Consider the following 19,518-nt stretch of genomic DNA (forward strand, 5'->3'; position numbering starts at 1 on the left):
CGGGTTCGTTGACGCACGAACAGTGCGCAGCCCGATCATTGTTTGAATTGATATGCAGTTTCTCCCTCTACCCTACAGAGATGTGTACTGGAAAACAGCAAACAAGATACCGTCACGCAGAAAGGGCACGTATCGGCGGGTTTTCACCGGCTGGTCATCAACCCTTTAGGCGGACATCTCGACAACGGTGATTTCGGGCGTCACGCCCAGACGAACCGGCAGGATCGAACAGCCGATACCGCCCGAAACGACCAGATCGCGCCCATTTTCGCGTACATGGCCATAGGCATAGCGATTGCCGAATTTCGATGGCACCACGGGCGACCAGCCGAACAGGCGCACTTGGCCACCATGTGTGTGCCCTGAAAGGGTCAAGGCCACCCGCCCGGGCACAGTGGGAAACACATCGGGCTCATGCGCCATCATCACAACCGGAGCGTCATCGGTGATCTGCGCCAGAGTACCTTCCAGATCGTCCAATCCTTGCGGCTTGCCGTTGCGCCAGATCGCCAGCTGATCCTCGAGACCGGCCAGCCAGATGCCCTGAGTTTCGAGTTTGATCGCGGCATTGGACAACACCGAAATTCCGTTCTGTTCCAGAATTTTGGCATAGCGATTGGGCCCGGACCCGCGCCGCTGTGCCGACCTGTCATCCCACCAGTCGTGATTGCCCAGAACGGCAAAGACACCATTCTTCGCCTCAAGCCCGGCAAGCACAGGGGCCAGGTCCTGCATCTTGACCGTGTCCGAGACACCTTTGTGGCTTGCAAAGAAATCACCCAACAGCAGGATCACGTCCGGAGCCAGCGCATTGGTTCGGCGGACCACCTGCCTTACGCGGTTCAGGCCGACATAGGGCTCGCCCACATGCATATCGGACAGTACGGCGATTCTGAGCGGCGGCGCTGTCCAGTCGTCCCGCTGAATGCGCCATTTGCGCACGCGCAGCCGAACTGCGGGTTCAATGATGAACCCGTAGGCGGCCGTGACAAGGCCTGCCAGCGTCGCCGCCAGCAGGCCCTTTATGAACCGACGTCGGTTCAATACGTTACATCCGCGATGCGACGTTTTCCCAGTTCACCAGATTGTCGAGGAAGTTCGACAGGTAGGCCGGGCGCTTGTTGCGGAAATCGATGTAGTAGGAGTGCTCCCAAACATCGCAACCCAGCAGCGCGGTTTGACCAAAGCACAGTGGGTTCACGCCATTCTCGGTTTTTGTGACGGCCAGCGAGCCATCGGCGTTCTTGACCAGCCACGCCCAGCCCGAACCGAACTGACCCGCACCGGCGGCACTGAATTGCGACTTGAATTCATCCACCGAACCGAAGCTTTCGGTCAGCGCCTTTTCCAGCTCGCCCGGCATCTTGGACTCGCCCGGCCCCATCATTTCCCAGAACTGGTTGTGGTTCCACAACTGGCTGATGTTGTTGAAGATACCGTTTTGTGCCACCGCGTTTGCGTCGTATGTACCAACGATGATCTCTTCCAGCGACTTGCCGTCCCATTCGGTGCCGGCGATCAGCTTGTTGCCGTTGTCGACATAGGCCTTGTGGTGCAGGTCGTGGTGATATTCCAACGTTTCCGCGGACATACCCTTGGCTGCCAGCGCGTCATGTGCATAAGGAAGATCAGGAAGTTCAAAAGCCATGTCGGCCCCCTGTTTAAATGAAAGTTGCGGTTCCCAAGGTTAAATGCTTTGGCAACCGCCGCAGGTCAAGGGGCGTGGCAAGAAAACCCGGAGGCAGGCGATGCTGACACAGGCGCGCAAGATGTTCTATCGCGCCCGCGGATATTATGCGGGCAATCTGAACGGCGAGCCGTTTCGTCTGGACCCGTACCATTCGAAATTCTGGCGCAAGGCCACTGCGGGCGCTTGGGAGCCTGAAACATTTGCAGTTCTTGACCGGTTCCTGTCCCCTCAAAGCGACTATCTGGACATCGGCGCGTGGATTGGCCCGACGGTGCTGTACGGTGCGCGAAGGGCACGGCATGTCTGGTGTTTTGAGCCTGACCCGACCGCGTTTCGGCATCTGGCATGGAATCTTGATCTGAACGGTATTCAGAACGTTTCGGCATTCGGGGTCGCCCTGTCAGATCGATTTGGCGTGGCACGCATGGCCTCTGTGCGCGGTGAACCCGGAGATTCCACCAGTTCGCTTCTGCACGACGGGGCGCATGGGTCTGATGCGCTGACGATCGCCTGGGACCAATTCGAAAAAACAAACGACCTGTCACGGGTTTCGCTGGTCAAAATGGACATCGAGGGCGCGGAATTCATTGTTGCCCCCACTTTGTCCGCGTGGCTGAAGGAACGCCGCCCCGCCCTTCTTCTGTCTCTTCACGCACCTCTGCTTCCGGAAGACCAGAGGCACGAACGTGTCAGCGCATTGATGGATGAACTGGGTTATTACGCAAACCTGTCGGATGACAAGTCACAGCCTGTAGAGATTTCGGACTTGCTGACCGAAGATGGCCTGAGCCGTTTTCACACCGTTCTCTTGCATGGGTAGAACGTCTGGCATTTTTTTCTTCGTTCACGCGAGGTCCCGCTTGCGGCAATGAGGTGTGTCAGTTTGATTGCAGACACCAAGAATCATACCCAAGTATGATAAAATGAAAAGACTTTTACAGATTGTAGTCGCCGCATTTCTTGCACATACCGCTGCGGCAGAAACGGTTACCTATCATTGCAAGATGTCCAAACAGGACGCCCATGGCTGGATTGCGCCAGAGTATGCGTTCCGGATCGACCCCGCCGCATCTTCGGCGATGGCCGCAACGTCGTATCAGGATTGGGCCACGGCAAAACTCAAAGACCGCGGCGCCAAGGGATATCGTATTATCTGGAACCTCGATCAAAAAATGGTTGCCGGCGGCAATGTCCGCGTTCGATATCAGGCGAACCTGAAAACAACCGACAATACGGTCGCCGTCCGCATGGCATTCGTTCAGGGAAATTTCGCGAACAAACCTTTCGGAGTCGGGACCTGTTCGACAGTCAAGTAAGAAAAAGCCCCGGATGAACCGGGGCTTTTTTTGTTCAGTAGATCCCAACCTCACTGCCGGGCTGTGCTGCCACCTTGAGCAGTTTGAACACGTAATCCGCAGCGGAACGGAAGCAGACCACGCGGAAGGTCTGTTCATCATCCATCCAAAAAGCACCAGCCACCTGCGCCAGACGCGAGCGGCGAATCTGGCCGGGCTGGAATGCATCCGCCGACAGATCGACGGGCGCGACCTTGCCCAGCACCTCTCTTGCGCTGGCACCAGAGACGCTGAAGACAGCACGGGCATCCGAGACATTGACCGCCAAAGCATGGGTGCCGCTCAGGGCACCGACCATGTTGGCCAGTTTGGCTTCGACCTCGGCATAAGGCACCAGAACCAGCAACTCGTCGGTCGACATCCAAGCCACGCCGGTATCGCCGGTCACAAGCACCTCGCGCTGACCCGGCACTTTCTGACCGGTTGCATCCTTGACGGCCTTGGCCAGCACCTTGTCGGACAGGTTGCCGCGCAGGGTTATCATGCCTTGCAGGCCGCATTCCTGGACCTTGGCGATGCCGTCATAGCTGGCGTGGTTCAATGCGCTGATGGGTTCAGACATTCTGCTTCTCCCCGTCCTTGTCATAAAAGATCGGGTCCACGATCTTGGCTTTGTAGGTTTTACCGTCCGTGCCCGGGAACTCGACGATCTCGCCCATGCGATCGGGGCCGTGTTTGATCAGCCCCATGGCGATCCCTTTGCCCAGATTGGCCGAGTAATATGTCGACGTCACACGGCCGATCATGTTGCGCTGACCGTTGGCATTGACGCCATCGCCCACCGCGTAAGCCCCATCCGGCAGAACCGATCCGTCCACAGTCTCGAGACCGACCAGTTTCCAGCGCTCGGGATCCGCCATGTGGGTCCGCGAATGGGCGCGTTTGCCCAGATAATCCTCTTTCTTCTTGGACAGCGCCCAGTGCAGCCCCAGATCCTGCGGGATCACGGTGCCGTCGGTCTCGTCCCCGATCATGATAAAGCCCTTCTCGGCCCGCAGGATGTGCAGACATTCGGTTCCGTAAGGCATCACGCCGAACTCTTTGCCTGCTTCCATCAAGGCATCCCAGAACGCCTGCCCCTGGCTGGCCGGAACGGCGATTTCATAAGACAGCTCGCCTGAGAACGAAATGCGGTAGGCTCGGCAATCGAAGCCTCCGATCTTGCCATCGCGCCATTCCATGAAGGGCAGCGCCTCTTTGCTGACATCCATGCCGCCCAGCTTTTCAAGCACCTTGCGGGCATTGGGGCCGACCACGGCGACCTGCGCGTATTGCTCGGTCACGTTGGCGACATAGACTTTCCAGTCCCACCATTCGGTCTGAAGCCATTCTTCCATGTGACCATGGATACGCTCGGCCCCGCCGGTGGTGGTGTGGCACAGCCAGGTGTCTTCATCGATGCGGGCGACAACGCCGTCGTCGATCAGAAAGCCGTTTTCCGAACACATCAGGCCATAGCGGCATTTGCCGACCTTCAGCGTGGACATCATGTTGGTGTACAACATGTCCAGAAACTTGCCTGCGTCGGGGCCTTTGACGATCAACTTGCCCAGCGTCGATGCATCCAGCAGGCCGAGGTTCTCGCGGGTGTTTTTCACCTCGCGATTCACCGCGTCATGCACGGATTCGCCGGGGCGGACATAGGCATAGGTCCGGCGCCAGTGGCCGACCGGCTCCCAATCGGCGCCGTTCCTGTCGTGCCAGTTGTGCATCGGTGTCCGACGGATCGGCTGAAAGACCTCACCCCGTGCCTCACCACCGATCGCACCCATCGAGATGGGCGTATAGGGCGGGCGGAAAGTGGTTGTCCCAACCTTGGGAATTTCGGATTCCAGAGCATCAGCAAGGATCGCCAATCCGTTGATGTTGCTCAACTTACCCTGATCGGTCGCCATGCCCAGCGTGGTATAGCGCTTGGTGTGTTCGACGCTTTCATACCCTTCGCGCGCGGCCAGTTGGACGTCTGAAACCTTGACGTCGTTCTGGAAATCCAGCCAGGATTTCATACGCAATTGGACTTCTGCATTTGCCGGCATCAGCCAGACCGCTTCCATCGGCGCTTCGGCGGTTGTGTCCCCTGCGGGCGCCTTGGTGTTCTTGGGCTTGAAGCCAGCCGCCTTGGCGGCCGCCTTACCGGCCGCATGGGCGTCTGTCAGAACATCCTGCAACGCCAGAGGGCCGTTGGACGCGCCAGCAGCAACAACGAACCCTTTGCCGTCCACCCCCAGCGGCGGACGCTCGGGATCCGGCCGGAAATGCGCGTTCGCCTCATCCCAGATCAGCTTGCCCCCGCAATGGGACCACATGTGCACGACCGGAGACCAGCCGCCGGACATGGCGACTGCATCCGCCTCAACTTCTTCACGCGCGCCGCCGACGCCTTCCTGATTGCAGATGGCTACCTTTTTGACGCGCTTGCCGCCTTTGACCTTGGCAATGGCTTTGCCCGGATCGACGCGGATACCCAACTGGCGGGCTTCTTCCGCCAAAGGTCCGGCCGTTGCCCGGGCGTCAACAATGCGCAAAACATCCACACCTGCCTGTTTCAGGATAATCGCGGTACGATAGGCGTCGTCATTGTTGGTGGCGACGATGACACGTTCGCCCGGGGCAACCCCCCAGTTCACGACATAGTCGCGCATGGCCGATGCCAGCATCACGCCCGGAACATCGTTGCCAGCAAAGGACAATGGTCTTTCAATTGCACCCGTTGCCGTTACAATTTGCTTGGCGCGAATGCGCCACAAACGATGGCGCGGGCCCTGCACGCCCGGCGTGTGGTCCGTCAGACGTTCGTATCCCAGCACATAACCATGGTCATAAACACCCGCTCCCATGCAGCGCGTGCGCATGATGACGTTGTCCATTGTTTCGAGTTCGGAAACCAATTGTTCCACGAACTTATCCACAGGCTCACCACCCACGGTGCCGCCGTCAACCGGCGCGCGACCTCCCCAATGCGCGGTCTGCTCGATCAGCAGGACCTTGGCACCGGATTGTGCCGCCGCCTTGGCTGCCTGCAAACCAGCCACACCGCCGCCGATCACCAGAACATCGGTAAAGGCGTAGAAATGTTCATAAGTGTCGGCATCCCGGTTGTCTTTGTCGGGCGCCTTGCCCAATCCCGCCGACTGCCGGATGAACGGTTCGTAGACGTGTTTCCAGAAGGGTTTGGGGTGGATGAACGTCTTGTAGTAGAAGCCGGCCGGCAAAAACCGGGCAAAGGCCGTGTTCACCGCACCGATATCATATTCAAGGCTTGGCCAATGGTTCTGTGAAATCGCGGTCAAGCCGTTGAACACCTCGGTCGTCGTGGCGCGCTGGTTCGGCTCGAACCGGTTGCCCTGCCCCAGGCCGACAAGCGCGTTCGGCTCTTCCGCGCCGCTGGCGACAACGCCGCGGGGACGGTGGTATTTGAACGACCGGCCAACCATCATCTGGTCATTGGCCAACAGGGCCGAGGCAAGCGTATCCCCCTCATAGCCCTGCATCGAGGTTCCGTTGAAGGTGAATGTGACCTTTTTCGACCGGTCAATCAGCCGGCCTTGTTTTGCGAGACGGGTGCTCATTGTGCGGACCTTTCGCATGTGGAGGCGTCAAAGCCTCCGGCGGGAGTATTATTGAAAAGATGAAGCATCAGGAGAACTCTCTCCACGTCCAGCCGGGCCGTTTGGCAGTGATGGCATCCTTGATGTCTTGCGGCGGTTCGGAGGTCTGAGCCGTGTAGGTTCCGAACACTTCGAGTGTCTGCGTGCAGCGCGCGGCGTGGAACCACTTGCCGCAACCATTGGCGTGCCGCCAGCGCTCGAAATGAACACCTTTCGGGTTTTCACGCATGAACAGATAGTCGTGGAATTCGTCATCGGACGAGCCCGGGCCGAAACGCTTCAGATGCGCTTCGCCACCGGCGGCCAGTTCGGATTCTTCGGCGTCTACGCCGCAATAGGGGCAGTTCAGGATTAGCATGTTGTCATCCTTTTGGCGGTCGGTCAGCGCGGGGGCCGACCCGAATTCTGTTTTCTGGCACCTTCGGGAATCTCCCTAGTGCGCCACCCCGGCGGCCACGCTTTCGTCTATGAAGCGGCCTTCTTTGAAGCGGTCCATCGAGAAGGCTTCGGTCAGCGGTGAATGGCCCGTCGCCATCAACTGCGCCATCCCCCAGCCCGAGCCCGGAATCGCCTTGAAACCACCGGTGCCCCAGCCGCCATTGATAAAGCAGCCCTGCAACGGTGTTTTCGACAGGATGGGCGAGCGGTCACCGGTCATGTCCACGATCCCGCCCCACTGGCGCAGCATTTTCAGGCGCGAAATCATCGGGAAGGTTTCGACCAGCGCCCGCACCGTTTCCTCGATATGATGGAACGACCCGCGCTGCGTGAAGTTGTTGAACCCGTCGGTTCCCCCGCCGATCACCATTTCGCCCTTGTCGGATTGCGACATATAGCCGTGGACTGTGTTCGCCATCACGACCACATCCATGCAGGGTTTGATGGGCTCGGACACCAGCGCCTGCAACGCGACGGCTTCCAGCGGCAAGCGGAAGCCCGCCATCTCGGCCAACTGACCCGAATGGCCGGCGACGACGATGCCCAGCTTGTCACAATCAATGGCACCCTTGGTGGTATCGACCCCGACAACGCGCCCGTTGTCCGAGCGCACACCGGTGACTTCGCATTGCTGGATGATATCCATACCCATCGCCGAACAGGCACGCGCATAGCCCCACGCCACCGCATCATGGCGCGCAGTGCCCCCGCGTTCCTGCCAAAGGCCGCCCAGAACCGGATACCGGGGGCCATCCAGATTGATGATTGGCACCAGTTGCTTGACACGCTCAGGCGTAATCCATTCGGTTTTCACGCCCTGCAAAGCGTTGGCATGGGCCGTACGCTGATAGCCGCGGATCTCGTGCTGGGTCTGCGCCAGCATGATGACACCGCGCGGGCTGAACATGATGTTGTAGTTCAGTTCTTGGCTCAGGTCCTCGTAGAGGCTGCGCGCTTTCTCGTAGATCGCCGCCGACGGGTCTTGCAGATAGTTCGAACGGATGATCGTCGTGTTGCGACCGGTATTGCCGCCGCCCAGCCAGCCTTTTTCGATAACCGCGACATTCTGGATGCCATAGTTCTTGCCAAGGTAATACGCGGTCGCCAGACCATGACCGCCAGCACCAACGATGATGACGTCATAGCGCTTCTTGGGTTCGGGTGAGCGCCAGGCGCGCTCCCATCCGGTGTGATAGCGCAGAGCTTCCCGCGCCACAGCAAAGGCTGAATAGTGTTTCATGTGCGAATCCATCCGGTTCGGTGATTGGGCGCAGATATGCCGTGTGACGGCATTTTAACCCTGCCGTGCAACGCCGCAATATCGCACTATTGCGACATGTCGCTCATTCGCGGCCATTTGTCCCTTTTGTCGGACGCCTCACAGGTCTAAGTCAGGGCAGCATCCTCGGAGGGACCATGACGTTCTGGGTTCTGATTTTTCTTGTCGCGCTGCTGATCGCAGCTTTTCTCAGCTTTACCCTGCTGCGCAAACGCCGTGGGGATGAACCCGCGGCGGCATACGATCTGCGGGTTTATCGCGAACAGTTGGCCGGTGTGGACCGGGATCTGGCGCGCGGTGTCATTGGCGAGGCCGACGCCGAACGGGTGCGCACGGAAATTTCCCGTCGCATTCTGGCCGCAGATGACCAAATGAAGAAAGAGGGTGCCGGCGCCGGGCCATCTCGTGCGGTTTCGGTGTTGTCGATCCTGGCAATCTCGTTGCTTCTGATCGGTGGAGCGTTGGCGATGTATCATCGCACCGGGGCCGTGGGTTTGCCTGACATGCCGCTGACCGCACGGCTTGAACTGGCCAAGGAAGTGCGCGCCAACCGGCCATCCCAAAGCGCCGCGGAAGAACTGGCGACCCCACCTCGACCTGCGCAGCTGGAAGAAAGCTATGCCAACCTGCTGAAGCAGTTGCGGGAAACCGTTGCGAGCCGGCCGGACGATTTGCAGGGTCAGATGTTGCTGGCGCAACACGAGACGAATGCGGGCAACTTCAAGGATGGGTACACCGCGCAGCAAAAGGTGATCGAGCTGTCCGAAGACAGCGCCACGGCTGATACCTATGCGGACCTAGCGGAAATGATGATTCTGGCCGCAGGTGGGTATGTCTCACCCGAAGCGGAACAGGCGCTGATCGAAGCGCTGAACCGTGACCCCCGTCACGGCCCGGCGCGCTATTATTGGGGGCAGATGCTGGCCCAGATCGGGCGGCCGGACCTTGCCTATCGCATGTGGGTCGAAACGTTGCAGGATTCCCCCGCAGGTGCGCCCTGGGCCGAAGCAATTCGGGCTCAGATCGATGAACTGGCCTTTAGGGCCGGCGTTTTCAATGCACCGGATCTGAGCACCGCACCCGGCCCCAGCCAGGAAGAGATGGCCGCCGCCGCAGAGCTGAGCCCCGAAGAGCGGCAGCAGATGATTCAGGGCATGGTGGACCAGCTGTCTGATCGGCTGGCGGCAGAGGGCGGATCCCCCGAGGAATGGGCCCGCCTGATCGCGGCCTTGGGCGTTCTTGGCCAGGGTCAGCGCGCCATCGATATTCGCGATGAGGCCATGGAAGTCTTTGCCGGCGATTCAGAGGCGTTGCAGATCATCGATGCGGCGGCCCTTCAAGCCGGGATCGCTCAATGATCCATCACGCTATCGAAGAATTTGCAGCAGCCTTGCAACCGATGAGTGCCCTGATGGGGCTGGACCTTGGGGAAAAGACAATCGGCGTCGCCGTGTCCGACCGGATGCGCGGTGTCGCCAGCCCGCTGGAAACGGTACGGCGCAAGAAATTCACGCTCGATTCCGCGCGCCTGATCGAAATTGTCACCGATCGCGAGATCGGGGGCATCTTGCTGGGCCTGCCCAAGAACATGGATGGCAGCGAAGGACCAAGATGCCAGTCAACGCGGGCATTTGCGCGCAATTTGTCCCGCCTGACCGATCTGCCCATCGGGTTTTGGGACGAACGGCTCAGTACCGTTGCGGCAGAAAAAGCACTACTTGAGGCGGATACGACACGAAAACGTCGCGGACAGGTTATTGATCACGTTGCGGCCAGCTATATCTTGCAAGGCGCGCTGGACAGGCTGCGCTTTTTGTAACGGGTCGGAGACCAGTGATGACAAGTATGGTTTGGAAAAGGAATGAGGTCGAAAGCCCTTGTGTCCAGATCTGTGTCGTTCACCCGACTGAACGTATCTGTACCGGCTGCTATCGAACGATTGACGAAATCACCCGTTGGTCCAAGATGGACAGCAGCGAACGCGCCGAAATCATGGAAGATCTGCCAACCAGAAAGCCGCGCCTCAGCAAACGTCGTGGCGGGCGTGCAGCGCGCATAAAAGGTTCCTGAAGTCAGCCAGCCTGCTTTGGGGACGTATCCCTGTGGTCATTGGATTCGTCGCGGGCCGACCTGTTTGTGTCTTGCCCGCGCAGCTCTGACTCGAACAGAGCTGCGATTTCGGATCTGCTTGTTTTTGCAGTCCCGTATTTTTTCGCTGCACGTCGGACACGCTTCGTGCCGGTCTTGTCCGCCTTGAATACTGGCGTCTTGCGTGCCGCAAATCTTTCCATCAATAACCTAAGTGTCATCGCAAACTTCCCGCTTCCAATAACTGTGCCGCCGCGGGCCGAGTTCGAGCTCCTAAAAGGGGCCAGCTCATGAACGCATCTGTTCAACGTGAGTGGAGGCCCGCAGCGACACGGCGTAGGTAAGGGCATTTCCGGTCAAATTTAGGGGGAAAACACGCGGTTTTTGGTCCGTGTTGACCTTAAGGTCAGAAATTCCACGGAAAAACCCACCAGTTCCCTTACGTCACAATTCTTGACCGGCACGGTATCAAGACCGGTTTCAAGACATGTGATGCGTGTCGTTCCGCGAAATAAGCCAATCAGATTTGGTCAATTCGCGCTCAAGGGTGCTTTGTTCTGACCAGAGAACAAAGCACGCAAGCCGCCTGTTGGCAGCAAGATCACAAGATGCAGGTTGGCACGCAGAGCAGATCCTTACCCGGCAGCCAGCCAAGTTTTGGCGTTTTCGATTTCCTCGGACGGAAAGAACTGAGTCCGTGTGCCCAATACATGACTGGCGACACGTTGTGCCATGTGCTGCCAGCTTTTGTCCCCGACGATGGCCGCGCGATCCAGTTGTCCAATGTGGCGGCTGGCCAGACGGAAATGTGCTGCAAGAGCGGACAACCCCTGCCAGCCGTCGAATTCCCGCAGGTCGATCAGCAACCGAAATCCGGATCGATCATGCAACAAAGCGTCCAGGTCGCGTTCGGCTTGCTTGTACTCCTCGGGGTCCAGTTTTCCCAAAAGGCTGATCTGCACACATGGGCCCTCAAGATCGGTCACGTGAATGGATCCCAGCGACTCGCGCATCCAGCGCCGGGCGGCCTCAAGCTCGGCCAGTTCAAAGACCTGAACGGGGCATGGCAGGATCGGGGCGGCCAATCGGATGCTGGTTTGCACCCAGCCCTGATCGGCAACAACCGCGATCCGGTCAAACCCCCGCCAGTGGCTGAGCCCCAGCTTGGTGTCGGACCAGGCCGCGCCCAAATCATACCCCTTGAACTCGGGCTGCACGATGGCCAAAAGCCGAACGGAATCATGTTCGGTCAGCGCTGCTTCGATTGCAGGAACCAGGACATCGGCATAGTCGGCGCTGGTGACTTGCCCCGACAACTCAACTTCTATCAACGCACCATCAGAATTCGTATGGACCGTAATCATCGGTCAAAACCTCCAAAGCCAAACAATGACAGGAGGTTAAGTGGATTCGATCCATTCCGCCACACCCCCGGCGCATTCCGGGCGGAAATAGGCGATCATCCGTCCATCCGGCCCTGCGCTTGCCGTTTCCGCCCAGAGGGCAACCCCGTGCAGGCAGTGGCGGTGCAGCACGTAAGCCTCGCCCGGTTTTGCAGGCAATTCGATTCGCGGGCAGGTTTCGAAAACCTCGCGACGGACGGATTGGTAGATATCCGTAACATCGACTTCATGCAGGCGCTCTTGTGGTGTCCCCGCAAGGGCGCGCCTGAAAGCCGCACCCAGGATATGATGGCTGCCTTCCCACAACACCATGGGCGACGCATCCGGGCTGGCCTCGGTCAGCGGTATGCCCAAAACCCACGCATGCGGTTCATCCACCCGGCGGCGACGATCCGGCCCCATCGGGCGCAAACCGTCCACATGGGCCGCGTCCCGATTTCTGCGATACCGCGCGGCGGCTTCGTTTTCCCCCCGGCGCGGGCGTGGATACCCAGGATGCGTGACCGAGATTTGGCCTTTGTGAAGCGGCATCTGCCCGTAACGCCCTGCAATGAATGACATGGCGGTTCCGGCCAAAGGCCCCGATTGGCCAACCCTGCCCTGCGCGTCATTGGGCAACGCGTCAACACCGATGAACCACGTCCCGTCACAATCCAGCCAGTCAGCATGGGCCGGGTCCGTTACCGCGGCCCGTGCGGCAGGCAGCGCATGTCCCACCCAGGCCGCAAGCACTGGATCATACGGGAATTTCACCCACCCCCTGACGTCAAAATCCTTCACAAACCCACCGCCTTGCGCAGCATATTGAGCGCCACCAGCGTAAGGAACACTGCGAATACGCGCTTCAAGGGTTTCGGATCCATCGCATGGGCCAGCTTCACCCCCCAGGGCGCGGTGATCATCGTCATTGCCACGACGATACCGAAGGCCACCAGATTGACCGCCCCAATGGTCAGCGGAGGCCGGTGTTCCGGTGCGATATCCAGAAACAAAAACCCGATGACCGAGGGCACGGCGATAATCACACCAAACCCGGCGGCGGTTGCGACGGCACGATGGATCGGCGTGTTGTAGAGGCTCATCAGCGGCACACCAAAACTGCCGCCGCCGATTCCCATCAGAACCGAAAGAAACCCGACCGCAGGAGACAGGATGGCCCGCTTTATTCCACCGGGCATGACATCACCCAGCCGCCATTCCGAACGACCCAGCCCCAGATAGGCCCCGATCACCATTCCCAATATGCCGAACAGCGCCTGCAAGGCTTCGGTCCGCAGGGCCGAGGCAACCAGAACTCCGATGATCGCACCGACGACGATCCCCGGCCCCCAACCGCGCAGAATACCCCAATCCACCGCACCCTTTTTATTGTGCGCCAGAACGGATCGGACCGATGTCACGATGATCGTGGCCAGCGACGTGGCCAGACACAGCTGCATCAACTGCGGGCCGCCATAGCCAAGAGTTTGAAACGCATAGAAAAAGGCAGGCACCAAGACGATTCCACCGCCGACCCCCAGCAATCCGGCAAGCACGCCGGCCAGCGCTCCGATCGCAAGCAAAAGGCCCAGCATCTGGGCCAGCAACATCGTCTCGGGCATAGTTCCCCCTGCCGCTTAAACTTCTGCCATGGGCGCCACATGATCCAGCGCCCGCAGCATCACCTCGGGTCCGGCCCCATCCTGCACAGCCCCTTCCGACAAGGCGCGCCGCCATGCGCGGGCTCCGGGACGACCTGCGAAAAGGCCCAACATATGACGCGTGATCTGGTGCAGACGCCCGCCATTGGCAAGGTGCCGTTCCACATAAGGTACCATATGTTGAACGATCGCGAACGGATCACGCGTCGTTCCGGTACCAAAGATGCGTCGGTCAGCATCCGACAGGACATCGCCCGGCTGATGATAAGCGGCCCGGCCGATCATCACCCCATCCAGACCGGCTTCCAGATGTGCGGCTGCCTCGTCCAGAGTGTTGATACCGCCATTGATCGATATGTGAAGATCCGAAAACTCATCCTTCATCCGATGTACAAGGTCATAGTCCAAAGGTGGGATATCCCGGTTTTCCTTTGGGCTCAGCCCTTGCAGCCACGCCTTGCGGGCATGGATTGTCACCCTTTGGCAACCTGCCGCGCTGATGTGCTCAAGAAACGCGGGCAATACATCTTCGGGCTCCTGATCATCGACTCCGATGCGGCATTTAACGGTGACATCCACATTCACCGCTTCGCGCATGGCAGTCACGCAGTCGGCAACGCGGGCCGGGTCTTTCATCAAGACCGCGCCAAAAGTGCCGGATTGCACCCGATCCGACGGACAGCCGCAGTTCAGATTGATCTCATCATACCCGGCCTCAGCCCCCAGTCTCGCGGCCTGCGCCAGTTCTTCCGGGTCGGAGCCGCCGAGTTGCAAAGCAATCGGGTGTTCCTCGGGAGAGTAGTCCAACAGATGCAACGCCCCGCCCCGCACGAGCGCCGGCGCCGTCACCATCTCGGTATACAGCAACGTTTCCGCGCTGAGGAGCCGATGAAAATAGCGGCAGTGGCGGTCTGTCCAATCCATCATGGGTGCCACGCTTAAACGCGCAGCCTGTGTTGCCTTGCATGTCACAGCAACGCCTCCGTCCTGCTATGCTTCGAAATCCGATGGACTGTCAGTGGCTTTGCCCACCCGAATCAAGTCGAAAAGCCCTAACACATTCCTCTGACGACGTCCCGACTGCGACCATCATCAGTGAGTTGCTATCGATTAGACACCATATCGGCTCATCACCATCTGGACACTGCTTTCGATCGTTTCCGTCATCTCGGCTTCGCTGAGCGCCCCACCCGTAAACAGCAGTGGCCAGAAGGCGCGCGCCTTGATCAGGCCGATGAATTCGCGCCCGGCCCGTTCCGGATCATCGATCCGAAGCTGCCCATCCTCTGCCGCATCTTTGAGCATGGCAATGAATGTCGCTGTCTTGTCCAGCTTGCCCTGCGCTTCCGCCGCAAGCGTCGGGTTGCGCAAGGTTTCGCTGATCACCATCCGGGCCATCGCGATAACATCGGGCCGCATCAGAATGCGCCCTTCGGCCCAGGCCAGTTCAGTCAGTTGCGTACGAATATCGCGACCTTTTTCATACCGAATTTCCAGCACTTCAGCAAAGCGGCTGGACAATTCGACCACGATGGAGCGGAACAGGTTTTCTTTACTTTCAAAGTACTTGTACAGCGTACGCTTGGACACTTCGGCCCTTGCTGAAATGCGATCCATACTGGCCGCGGCAAAGCCCTTTTCCTGGAACTCGGCCACGGCAGCTTCGATGATCTGTGCGCGCTTGGACGCATTCTGTGCGCTGCATTCGTTCATGTCAGAGCTATAGACCTATTGACGTGCCCTGGTCAAACACTAGGTAAACGCAGGAGTTTACAGAGGCAAAACCATATGCCATAAGTAAACCTGCGAGTTTACCAGTTACGGAAACCAGCACCAACAGGAGACCCCCTCATCATGGCTCTTAAATTGAACCTGAACGGCACGACCCTCGAGGTTGATGCCGAACCCGGAACGCCTCTTCTCTGGGTGATCCGAGACGAACTGAAACTGACCGGCACAAAATTCGGCTGCGGCGTGGCATCCTGCGGGGCCTGCACCGTGCACGTGAATGGTGAGCCCGTCCGTTCCTGTCAGACATTCATTGAAGACGTCGAAGACGCCGAAGTCACGACTATCGAAGCTGTCGGTGACGACAAGATCGGTGCTGCCGTACAACAGGCCTGGGTAGAACTGGATGTCGTCCAGTGCGGCTATTGCCAGTCGGGTCAGGTGATGTCGGCTGTCGGGCTGTTGTCCGAGAACCCGAAGCCGTCGGTCCAGGAGATTGACGAGTACATGTCCGGCAATGCCTGCCGCTGCGCCACCTATCAACGCATCCGCGCCGGCATCCAACGCGCGTCTGAAATTCTGGAGGCCTGATCCATGACCATCAACACCTCTCGCCGTGGATTTCTGAAAGGCGCCGCCGCTGCCGGTGCCGTCCTGCTGGTTGGCGCCCGTCCGAACGGTGCGCTGGCCGCGGCCTCGTCCGAGACCGCGCAGTTCAATCCATTTGTGAAGATCGATGCCGATGGCACCGTAACCGCCATTGTCAAACATTTTGAAAAAGGTCAGGGCCCGGCGACCGGACTGCCGACGCTGATTGCCGAAGAAATCGGCCTGACCATGGATCAGATCGAGTACGAGTTCGCCCCCTCGGATCCGAATGTCTACAACAACCTGCTGTTCGGCCCGTTCCAGGGCACCGGCGGTTCGACCGCGATGGCGAATTCGTGGCTGCAATACCGTCAGGCCGGTGCTGCCGCGCGCGAAATGCTGATCAACGCCGCCGCGCAAAGCTGGGGCGTGGATTCATCTGGCATCACCATCGAAGACGGCATCGTGAAGGCAGGCGACAAGTCGGCTCCGATCGCTGAATTTGTGTCTGCTGCGTCGCAACTGGACGCTCCGGCAGAGCCACGCCTGAAGGACCCGTCCGAATTCCGTCTGATCGGAAATGAAACGGTGCGCCGCAAGGATACGGCAATCAAAAGCAACGGCCAGGCGATGTTTGCCATGGACGTTCACCTGCCCAACCAGATGATCGCCATGATCAAACGCCCCGAAGCGAAGGGCGGCATCGCGTTGGGCTTTGATGACAGCGCATCGAAAGAGGTCAAAGGCTATATCAGCGCCGCTGTTCTGCCCAATCAGGCGGGCGTCGCGGTGTACACCGAGAACACCTGGGCCGCGATTCAGGCACGCGATGCGCTTGAGGTCGAATGGGACATGTCCGGCGCGGAAACCCGCAACTCGGACCAGATCAAGGCCGAGATCATGGACGCGCTGGAGGCTGAGCCCACGTATAATGTCAACAAGGCGGATTTTGCCGCTGTGGCAGCCGCCATCGACGGAGCGGACAAGGTCGTCGAAAAAACGTTCTACTTCCCACTGCTGGCCCATGCCCCGATGGAACCGCTGAACTGCACCATCGAGCAGACCGCAGACGGAGACATCGTTCTGCATGACGGGGCACAGATGCCGACGGGTCCTCATATGGCCTACCAGCAAATCTTTGGCCTGCCCGCCGAGAAGATCCACATCAAAACCATGCTGGCAGGCGGGTCTTTCGGGCGCCGCGCCACCCCGGATGCGGATTATCAGGTCGAGGCCGCCCTGGCCTTTGTCGTCACTGACCGCTCTCGCCCGGTGAAACTGGTCTGGACGCGCGAAGACGACATTCGCAGCGGGTATTACCGACCGGCCTTTGGCCACAAGGTTCGTGTGGGTCTGGACGCCGAAGGCAACATCGTCGGGTGGCAGCACCAGATTGCCGGCCAATCCGTGATCAAGGGCACCCCGTTCGAGGCTGTTCTGGTTCATGACGGCATCGACCACAGCTCGGTCGAAGGCGTTTCGGACAGCCCCTACAGCATCCCCGGCATGGCGGTGGGTCTGACCGACACGCCAAAGGCGACGACGGTTCTGTGGTGGCGCTCGGTCGGGCACACCCACACCGCCTATACGATGGAAACCATGATGGATCTGGTGGCCGAGGCCGCCGGTCGTGATCCGGCGGAATTCCGGCTGGCCCATCTTTCCGACAGCAGCAACCTGGACCAGCAGCGCAAAGCAGCTGTTTTGAAGCTGGCGGCCGAAAAGGCAAACTGGGGCAATGCGCCAGAGGGCCGGTCGCAGGGGATTGCCGTTCACAAGTCCTTTGGGTCTTACGCGGCTGAAGTGGTCGAAATCTCGGGCGATCCGGAAAATGGCATCAGGATTGAAAAGGTCACGTGTGCCGTGGATTGCGGTATCGCCGTGAACCCCGATATCGTGCGGGCCCAGATGGAAGGCGGCATCGGCTATGGCATTGGCCATGTGATGCGTGACCAGATCACCCTGACAAGTGGGGCGGTGGATCAATACAACTTCCCGGATTACGAACCGCTGCGCATCGGGGATATTGCCGCAATCGACGTGCATATCGTGCCATCGGCCGAAGCACCGACCGGCGTCGGAGAACCCGGCACGCCACCGTCAGCACCGGCTTTGGCCAATGCGATCAAAGCCCTGTCAGGTTTGCATGTGGCGCAATTGCCCATGGAAGAACATGGCGTAAGCTTTGCCTGAAAACAGCTCTCCGCGCCGGTCTGTACCGGCGCGGGGCGTTCCTTGAAAACCCAAGCCAAAATTTGATCAAATTTGGTGACAAAGCACATCCATTGAAGTAAATCACTGGGGAGTTTCACCGACGGAGCCCCCAATGGATCTGAGAGCCCTGCACAATTTTCGCGTCGCCGCATGTGACCTGAACGGTCAAATGCGTGGCAAACGCGTGCCCCCTGGCTATGCCGACAAACTGGGAAAAGGCGCCGTGCGAATGCCGTTTTCGGCACTGAACGTAGACTTGTGGGGCGCTGATATCGAAGGAAGCCCGCTGGTCTTTGAAACCGGCGACGCAGATGGGGTGCTGCGCCCGACCGAACGCGGCCCGGTCCCCGTGCCCTGGCTGGATACGGAAACAGCGCTGGTTCCGATGTGTCTGTATGATGATGACGGCGTGCCCTTCCCGGGCGACCCGCGGCATGCCCTGTCCGCCATACTCGACCGCTATGCGCAACGCGGCTGGTCCGTTGTTGCCGCGACAGAGTTGGAGTTCACACTCGTTGACGCTTCTGGCGCGCAGCCGCAACCACCAGTGAATCCGATCACAGGGCGGCGCCTTGCGGATGAGGCCGTTCTGTCGGTTGCCGAAATGGACGCGTTCGAGGCGTTCTTTACCGACCTGTACGATGGCTGCGCCGCAATGGGCATCCCCGCGCAGACGGCGATTTCCGAAAGCGGCATCGGCCAGTTCGAGATCAACCTGAACCATCAGGACGCCATGCGCTGTGCCGATGATACGTGGTTTTTCAAGGCATTGACGCGTGGGTTGGCGCGCAGGCACGGATTTGCGGCCACCTTCATGTCCAAACCTTATGCCGATGACGCAGGCAACGGAATGCATGTGCATTTCTCGGTGGTGGACCAGAACGGACACAATGTGTTCGACAACAACGGGCCGGAAGGCACCGAGATATTGCGGTCTGCCGTAGCTGGCTGTGTCGCAGCCATGCCGGGCAGCTCGCTGATATTTGCACCCCACGGCAACTCCTACACACGGCTCATACCGGGTGCACATGCGCCCACGGGCGCCTGCTGGGCCTATGAAAACCGAACCGCTGCCATTCGCATCCCGGGCGGGGCCCCGGCCGCACGGCGCATCGAACACCGTGTCGCCGGCGGGGACATAAACCCGTATCTGATGTTGACCGCGGTTCTGGGCGCGGCACTTGTCGGCATCGAGGACGGCTTGATCCCCCCAGCCCCGATTACGGGGAACGCCTATGACATCGCGGACCTGCCTCAACTGATGCCGGATTGGTCGAGCGCGATTGACAGGTTCTCCACGGATCCTTTGGTGGCCCGGCTGTTCCCCGCTGACCTGATCCGCTATCTGACCATGACCAAACGACAAGAGATCACCCGATTTGCGAACATCCCGCCCGAGGATCACTGGTTGAGCTATCTCGAGACGGTTTGACCCCCTTGCCGCGTCAACCAGTCTCAGCTAGGATTAATTTGATCAAATTTGGTGA

Annotated in this window: 19 protein-coding genes; 8 read left to right on the forward strand and 11 right to left on the reverse strand. The window is 59.4% G+C overall.

All coding sequences use genetic code 11. The features are described 5' to 3' along the window. Positions 1–165: 165 nt before the first annotated feature. Together ACR0I0_RS05625 and ACR0I0_RS05630 are read right to left on the reverse strand one after the other, a co-directional pair. Positions 166–1,044 (reverse strand): metallophosphoesterase, encoded by an 879-nt coding sequence (locus ACR0I0_RS05625; protein ID WP_171631349.1) that lies wholly within the window; start codon positions 1,042–1,044, stop codon positions 166–168. Positions 1,045–1,048: 4 nt separating this feature from the next. Next, on the reverse strand, positions 1,049–1,648 hold the full coding sequence (locus ACR0I0_RS05630) for a superoxide dismutase (RefSeq protein ID WP_171228054.1): 600 nt from the start codon (positions 1,646–1,648) through the stop codon (positions 1,049–1,051). Positions 1,649–1,691: 43 nt separating this feature from the next. On the opposite strand from ACR0I0_RS05630, the gene ACR0I0_RS05635 reads away from it, so the two are divergent. Both ACR0I0_RS05635 and ACR0I0_RS05640 read left to right on the forward strand, forming a co-directional pair. Beyond that, the gene (locus ACR0I0_RS05635) at positions 1,692–2,510 is read left to right on the forward strand and encodes an FkbM family methyltransferase (RefSeq protein ID WP_245223415.1); all 819 of its coding nucleotides are present in this window, start codon (positions 1,692–1,694) and stop codon (positions 2,508–2,510) included. Between the two features lie 103 nt (positions 2,511–2,613). Further along, on the forward strand, positions 2,614–3,006 hold the full coding sequence (locus ACR0I0_RS05640) for a hypothetical protein (RefSeq protein ID WP_480490507.1): 393 nt from the start codon (positions 2,614–2,616) through the stop codon (positions 3,004–3,006). Between the two features lie 34 nt (positions 3,007–3,040). Here ACR0I0_RS05640 and ACR0I0_RS05645 read toward each other — a convergent pair whose 3' ends face one another. From ACR0I0_RS05645 to ACR0I0_RS05660, 4 genes are all read right to left on the reverse strand, one after another. Continuing rightward, on the reverse strand, positions 3,041–3,607 hold the full coding sequence (locus ACR0I0_RS05645; protein ID WP_480490509.1) for a sarcosine oxidase subunit gamma: 567 nt from the start codon (positions 3,605–3,607) through the stop codon (positions 3,041–3,043). Continuing rightward, positions 3,600–6,614, reverse strand: coding sequence for a sarcosine oxidase subunit alpha family protein (locus ACR0I0_RS05650; RefSeq protein WP_480490511.1), 3,015 nt, complete (start codon positions 6,612–6,614; stop codon positions 3,600–3,602). Before ACR0I0_RS05650 ends, ACR0I0_RS05645 begins: the two co-directional genes overlap by 8 nt. A 67-nt stretch (positions 6,615–6,681) precedes the next feature. Further along, entirely contained in the window at positions 6,682–7,011 is a 330-nt protein-coding gene (locus ACR0I0_RS05655; RefSeq protein ID WP_171631333.1) for a sarcosine oxidase subunit delta, read from the reverse strand. A 75-nt stretch (positions 7,012–7,086) separates the two neighbouring features. Next, on the reverse strand, positions 7,087–8,331 hold the full coding sequence (locus tag ACR0I0_RS05660; protein WP_171723009.1) for a sarcosine oxidase subunit beta family protein: 1,245 nt from the start codon (positions 8,329–8,331) through the stop codon (positions 7,087–7,089). Between the two features lie 176 nt (positions 8,332–8,507). Between ACR0I0_RS05660 and ccmI the strand changes: the two genes are divergently transcribed. Genes ccmI through ACR0I0_RS05675 form a run of 3 tightly spaced genes read left to right on the forward strand, consistent with a single transcriptional unit; the run spans position 8,508 to position 10,440 of the window. After that, complete coding sequence (gene ccmI, locus ACR0I0_RS05665) at positions 8,508–9,728, forward strand: c-type cytochrome biogenesis protein CcmI (RefSeq protein WP_480490513.1); 1,221 nt, start codon at positions 8,508–8,510, stop codon at positions 9,726–9,728. Then, positions 9,725–10,189 (forward strand): Holliday junction resolvase RuvX, encoded by a 465-nt coding sequence (gene ruvX / locus ACR0I0_RS05670; RefSeq protein ID WP_480490515.1) that lies wholly within the window; start codon positions 9,725–9,727, stop codon positions 10,187–10,189. Before ccmI ends, ruvX begins: the two co-directional genes overlap by 4 nt. Before the next feature lie 17 nt (positions 10,190–10,206). Further along, positions 10,207–10,440, forward strand: coding sequence for a DUF1289 domain-containing protein (locus tag ACR0I0_RS05675; RefSeq protein ID WP_171631325.1), 234 nt, complete (start codon positions 10,207–10,209; stop codon positions 10,438–10,440). A 653-nt stretch (positions 10,441–11,093) separates the two neighbouring features. Here the strand turns inward: ACR0I0_RS05675 and ACR0I0_RS05680 are convergent. The 5 genes from ACR0I0_RS05680 to ACR0I0_RS05700 all read right to left on the reverse strand — a co-directional run bounded on the left by ACR0I0_RS05680 (position 11,094) and on the right by ACR0I0_RS05700 (position 15,214). Further along, a complete protein-coding gene (locus ACR0I0_RS05680; protein WP_171631323.1) occupies positions 11,094–11,822 on the reverse strand; it encodes a SpoIIAA family protein in 729 nt (242 codons plus the stop codon). Between the two features lie 36 nt (positions 11,823–11,858). After that, entirely contained in the window at positions 11,859–12,641 is a 783-nt protein-coding gene (locus tag ACR0I0_RS05685; RefSeq protein ID WP_480490516.1) for a hypothetical protein, read from the reverse strand. After that, on the reverse strand, positions 12,638–13,462 hold the full coding sequence (locus ACR0I0_RS05690; protein ID WP_171723005.1) for a sulfite exporter TauE/SafE family protein: 825 nt from the start codon (positions 13,460–13,462) through the stop codon (positions 12,638–12,640). Before ACR0I0_RS05690 ends, ACR0I0_RS05685 begins: the two co-directional genes overlap by 4 nt. A 15-nt stretch (positions 13,463–13,477) precedes the next feature. After that, on the reverse strand, positions 13,478–14,473 hold the full coding sequence (gene dusA, locus ACR0I0_RS05695) for a tRNA dihydrouridine(20/20a) synthase DusA (protein ID WP_480490519.1): 996 nt from the start codon (positions 14,471–14,473) through the stop codon (positions 13,478–13,480). Between the two features lie 138 nt (positions 14,474–14,611). Beyond that, on the reverse strand, positions 14,612–15,214 hold the full coding sequence (locus ACR0I0_RS05700) for a TetR/AcrR family transcriptional regulator (protein WP_171723003.1): 603 nt from the start codon (positions 15,212–15,214) through the stop codon (positions 14,612–14,614). A 141-nt stretch (positions 15,215–15,355) separates the two neighbouring features. Between ACR0I0_RS05700 and ACR0I0_RS05705 the strand changes: the two genes are divergently transcribed. The 3 genes from ACR0I0_RS05705 (at position 15,356) to ACR0I0_RS05715 (ending at position 19,463) form a co-directional block, all read left to right on the forward strand. Then, the gene (locus ACR0I0_RS05705) at positions 15,356–15,820 is read left to right on the forward strand and encodes a (2Fe-2S)-binding protein (protein ID WP_171631310.1); all 465 of its coding nucleotides are present in this window, start codon (positions 15,356–15,358) and stop codon (positions 15,818–15,820) included. 3 nt (positions 15,821–15,823) lie between these two features. Beyond that, a complete protein-coding gene (locus ACR0I0_RS05710; protein WP_480490521.1) occupies positions 15,824–18,010 on the forward strand; it encodes a xanthine dehydrogenase family protein molybdopterin-binding subunit in 2,187 nt (728 codons plus the stop codon). A gap of 133 nt (positions 18,011–18,143) precedes the next feature. Further along, entirely contained in the window at positions 18,144–19,463 is a 1,320-nt protein-coding gene (locus ACR0I0_RS05715) for a glutamine synthetase family protein (protein ID WP_171631306.1), read from the forward strand. The last annotated feature ends 55 nt before the right edge of the window (positions 19,464–19,518 follow it).

The organism is Ruegeria sp. AG6 (assembly GCF_056541565.1).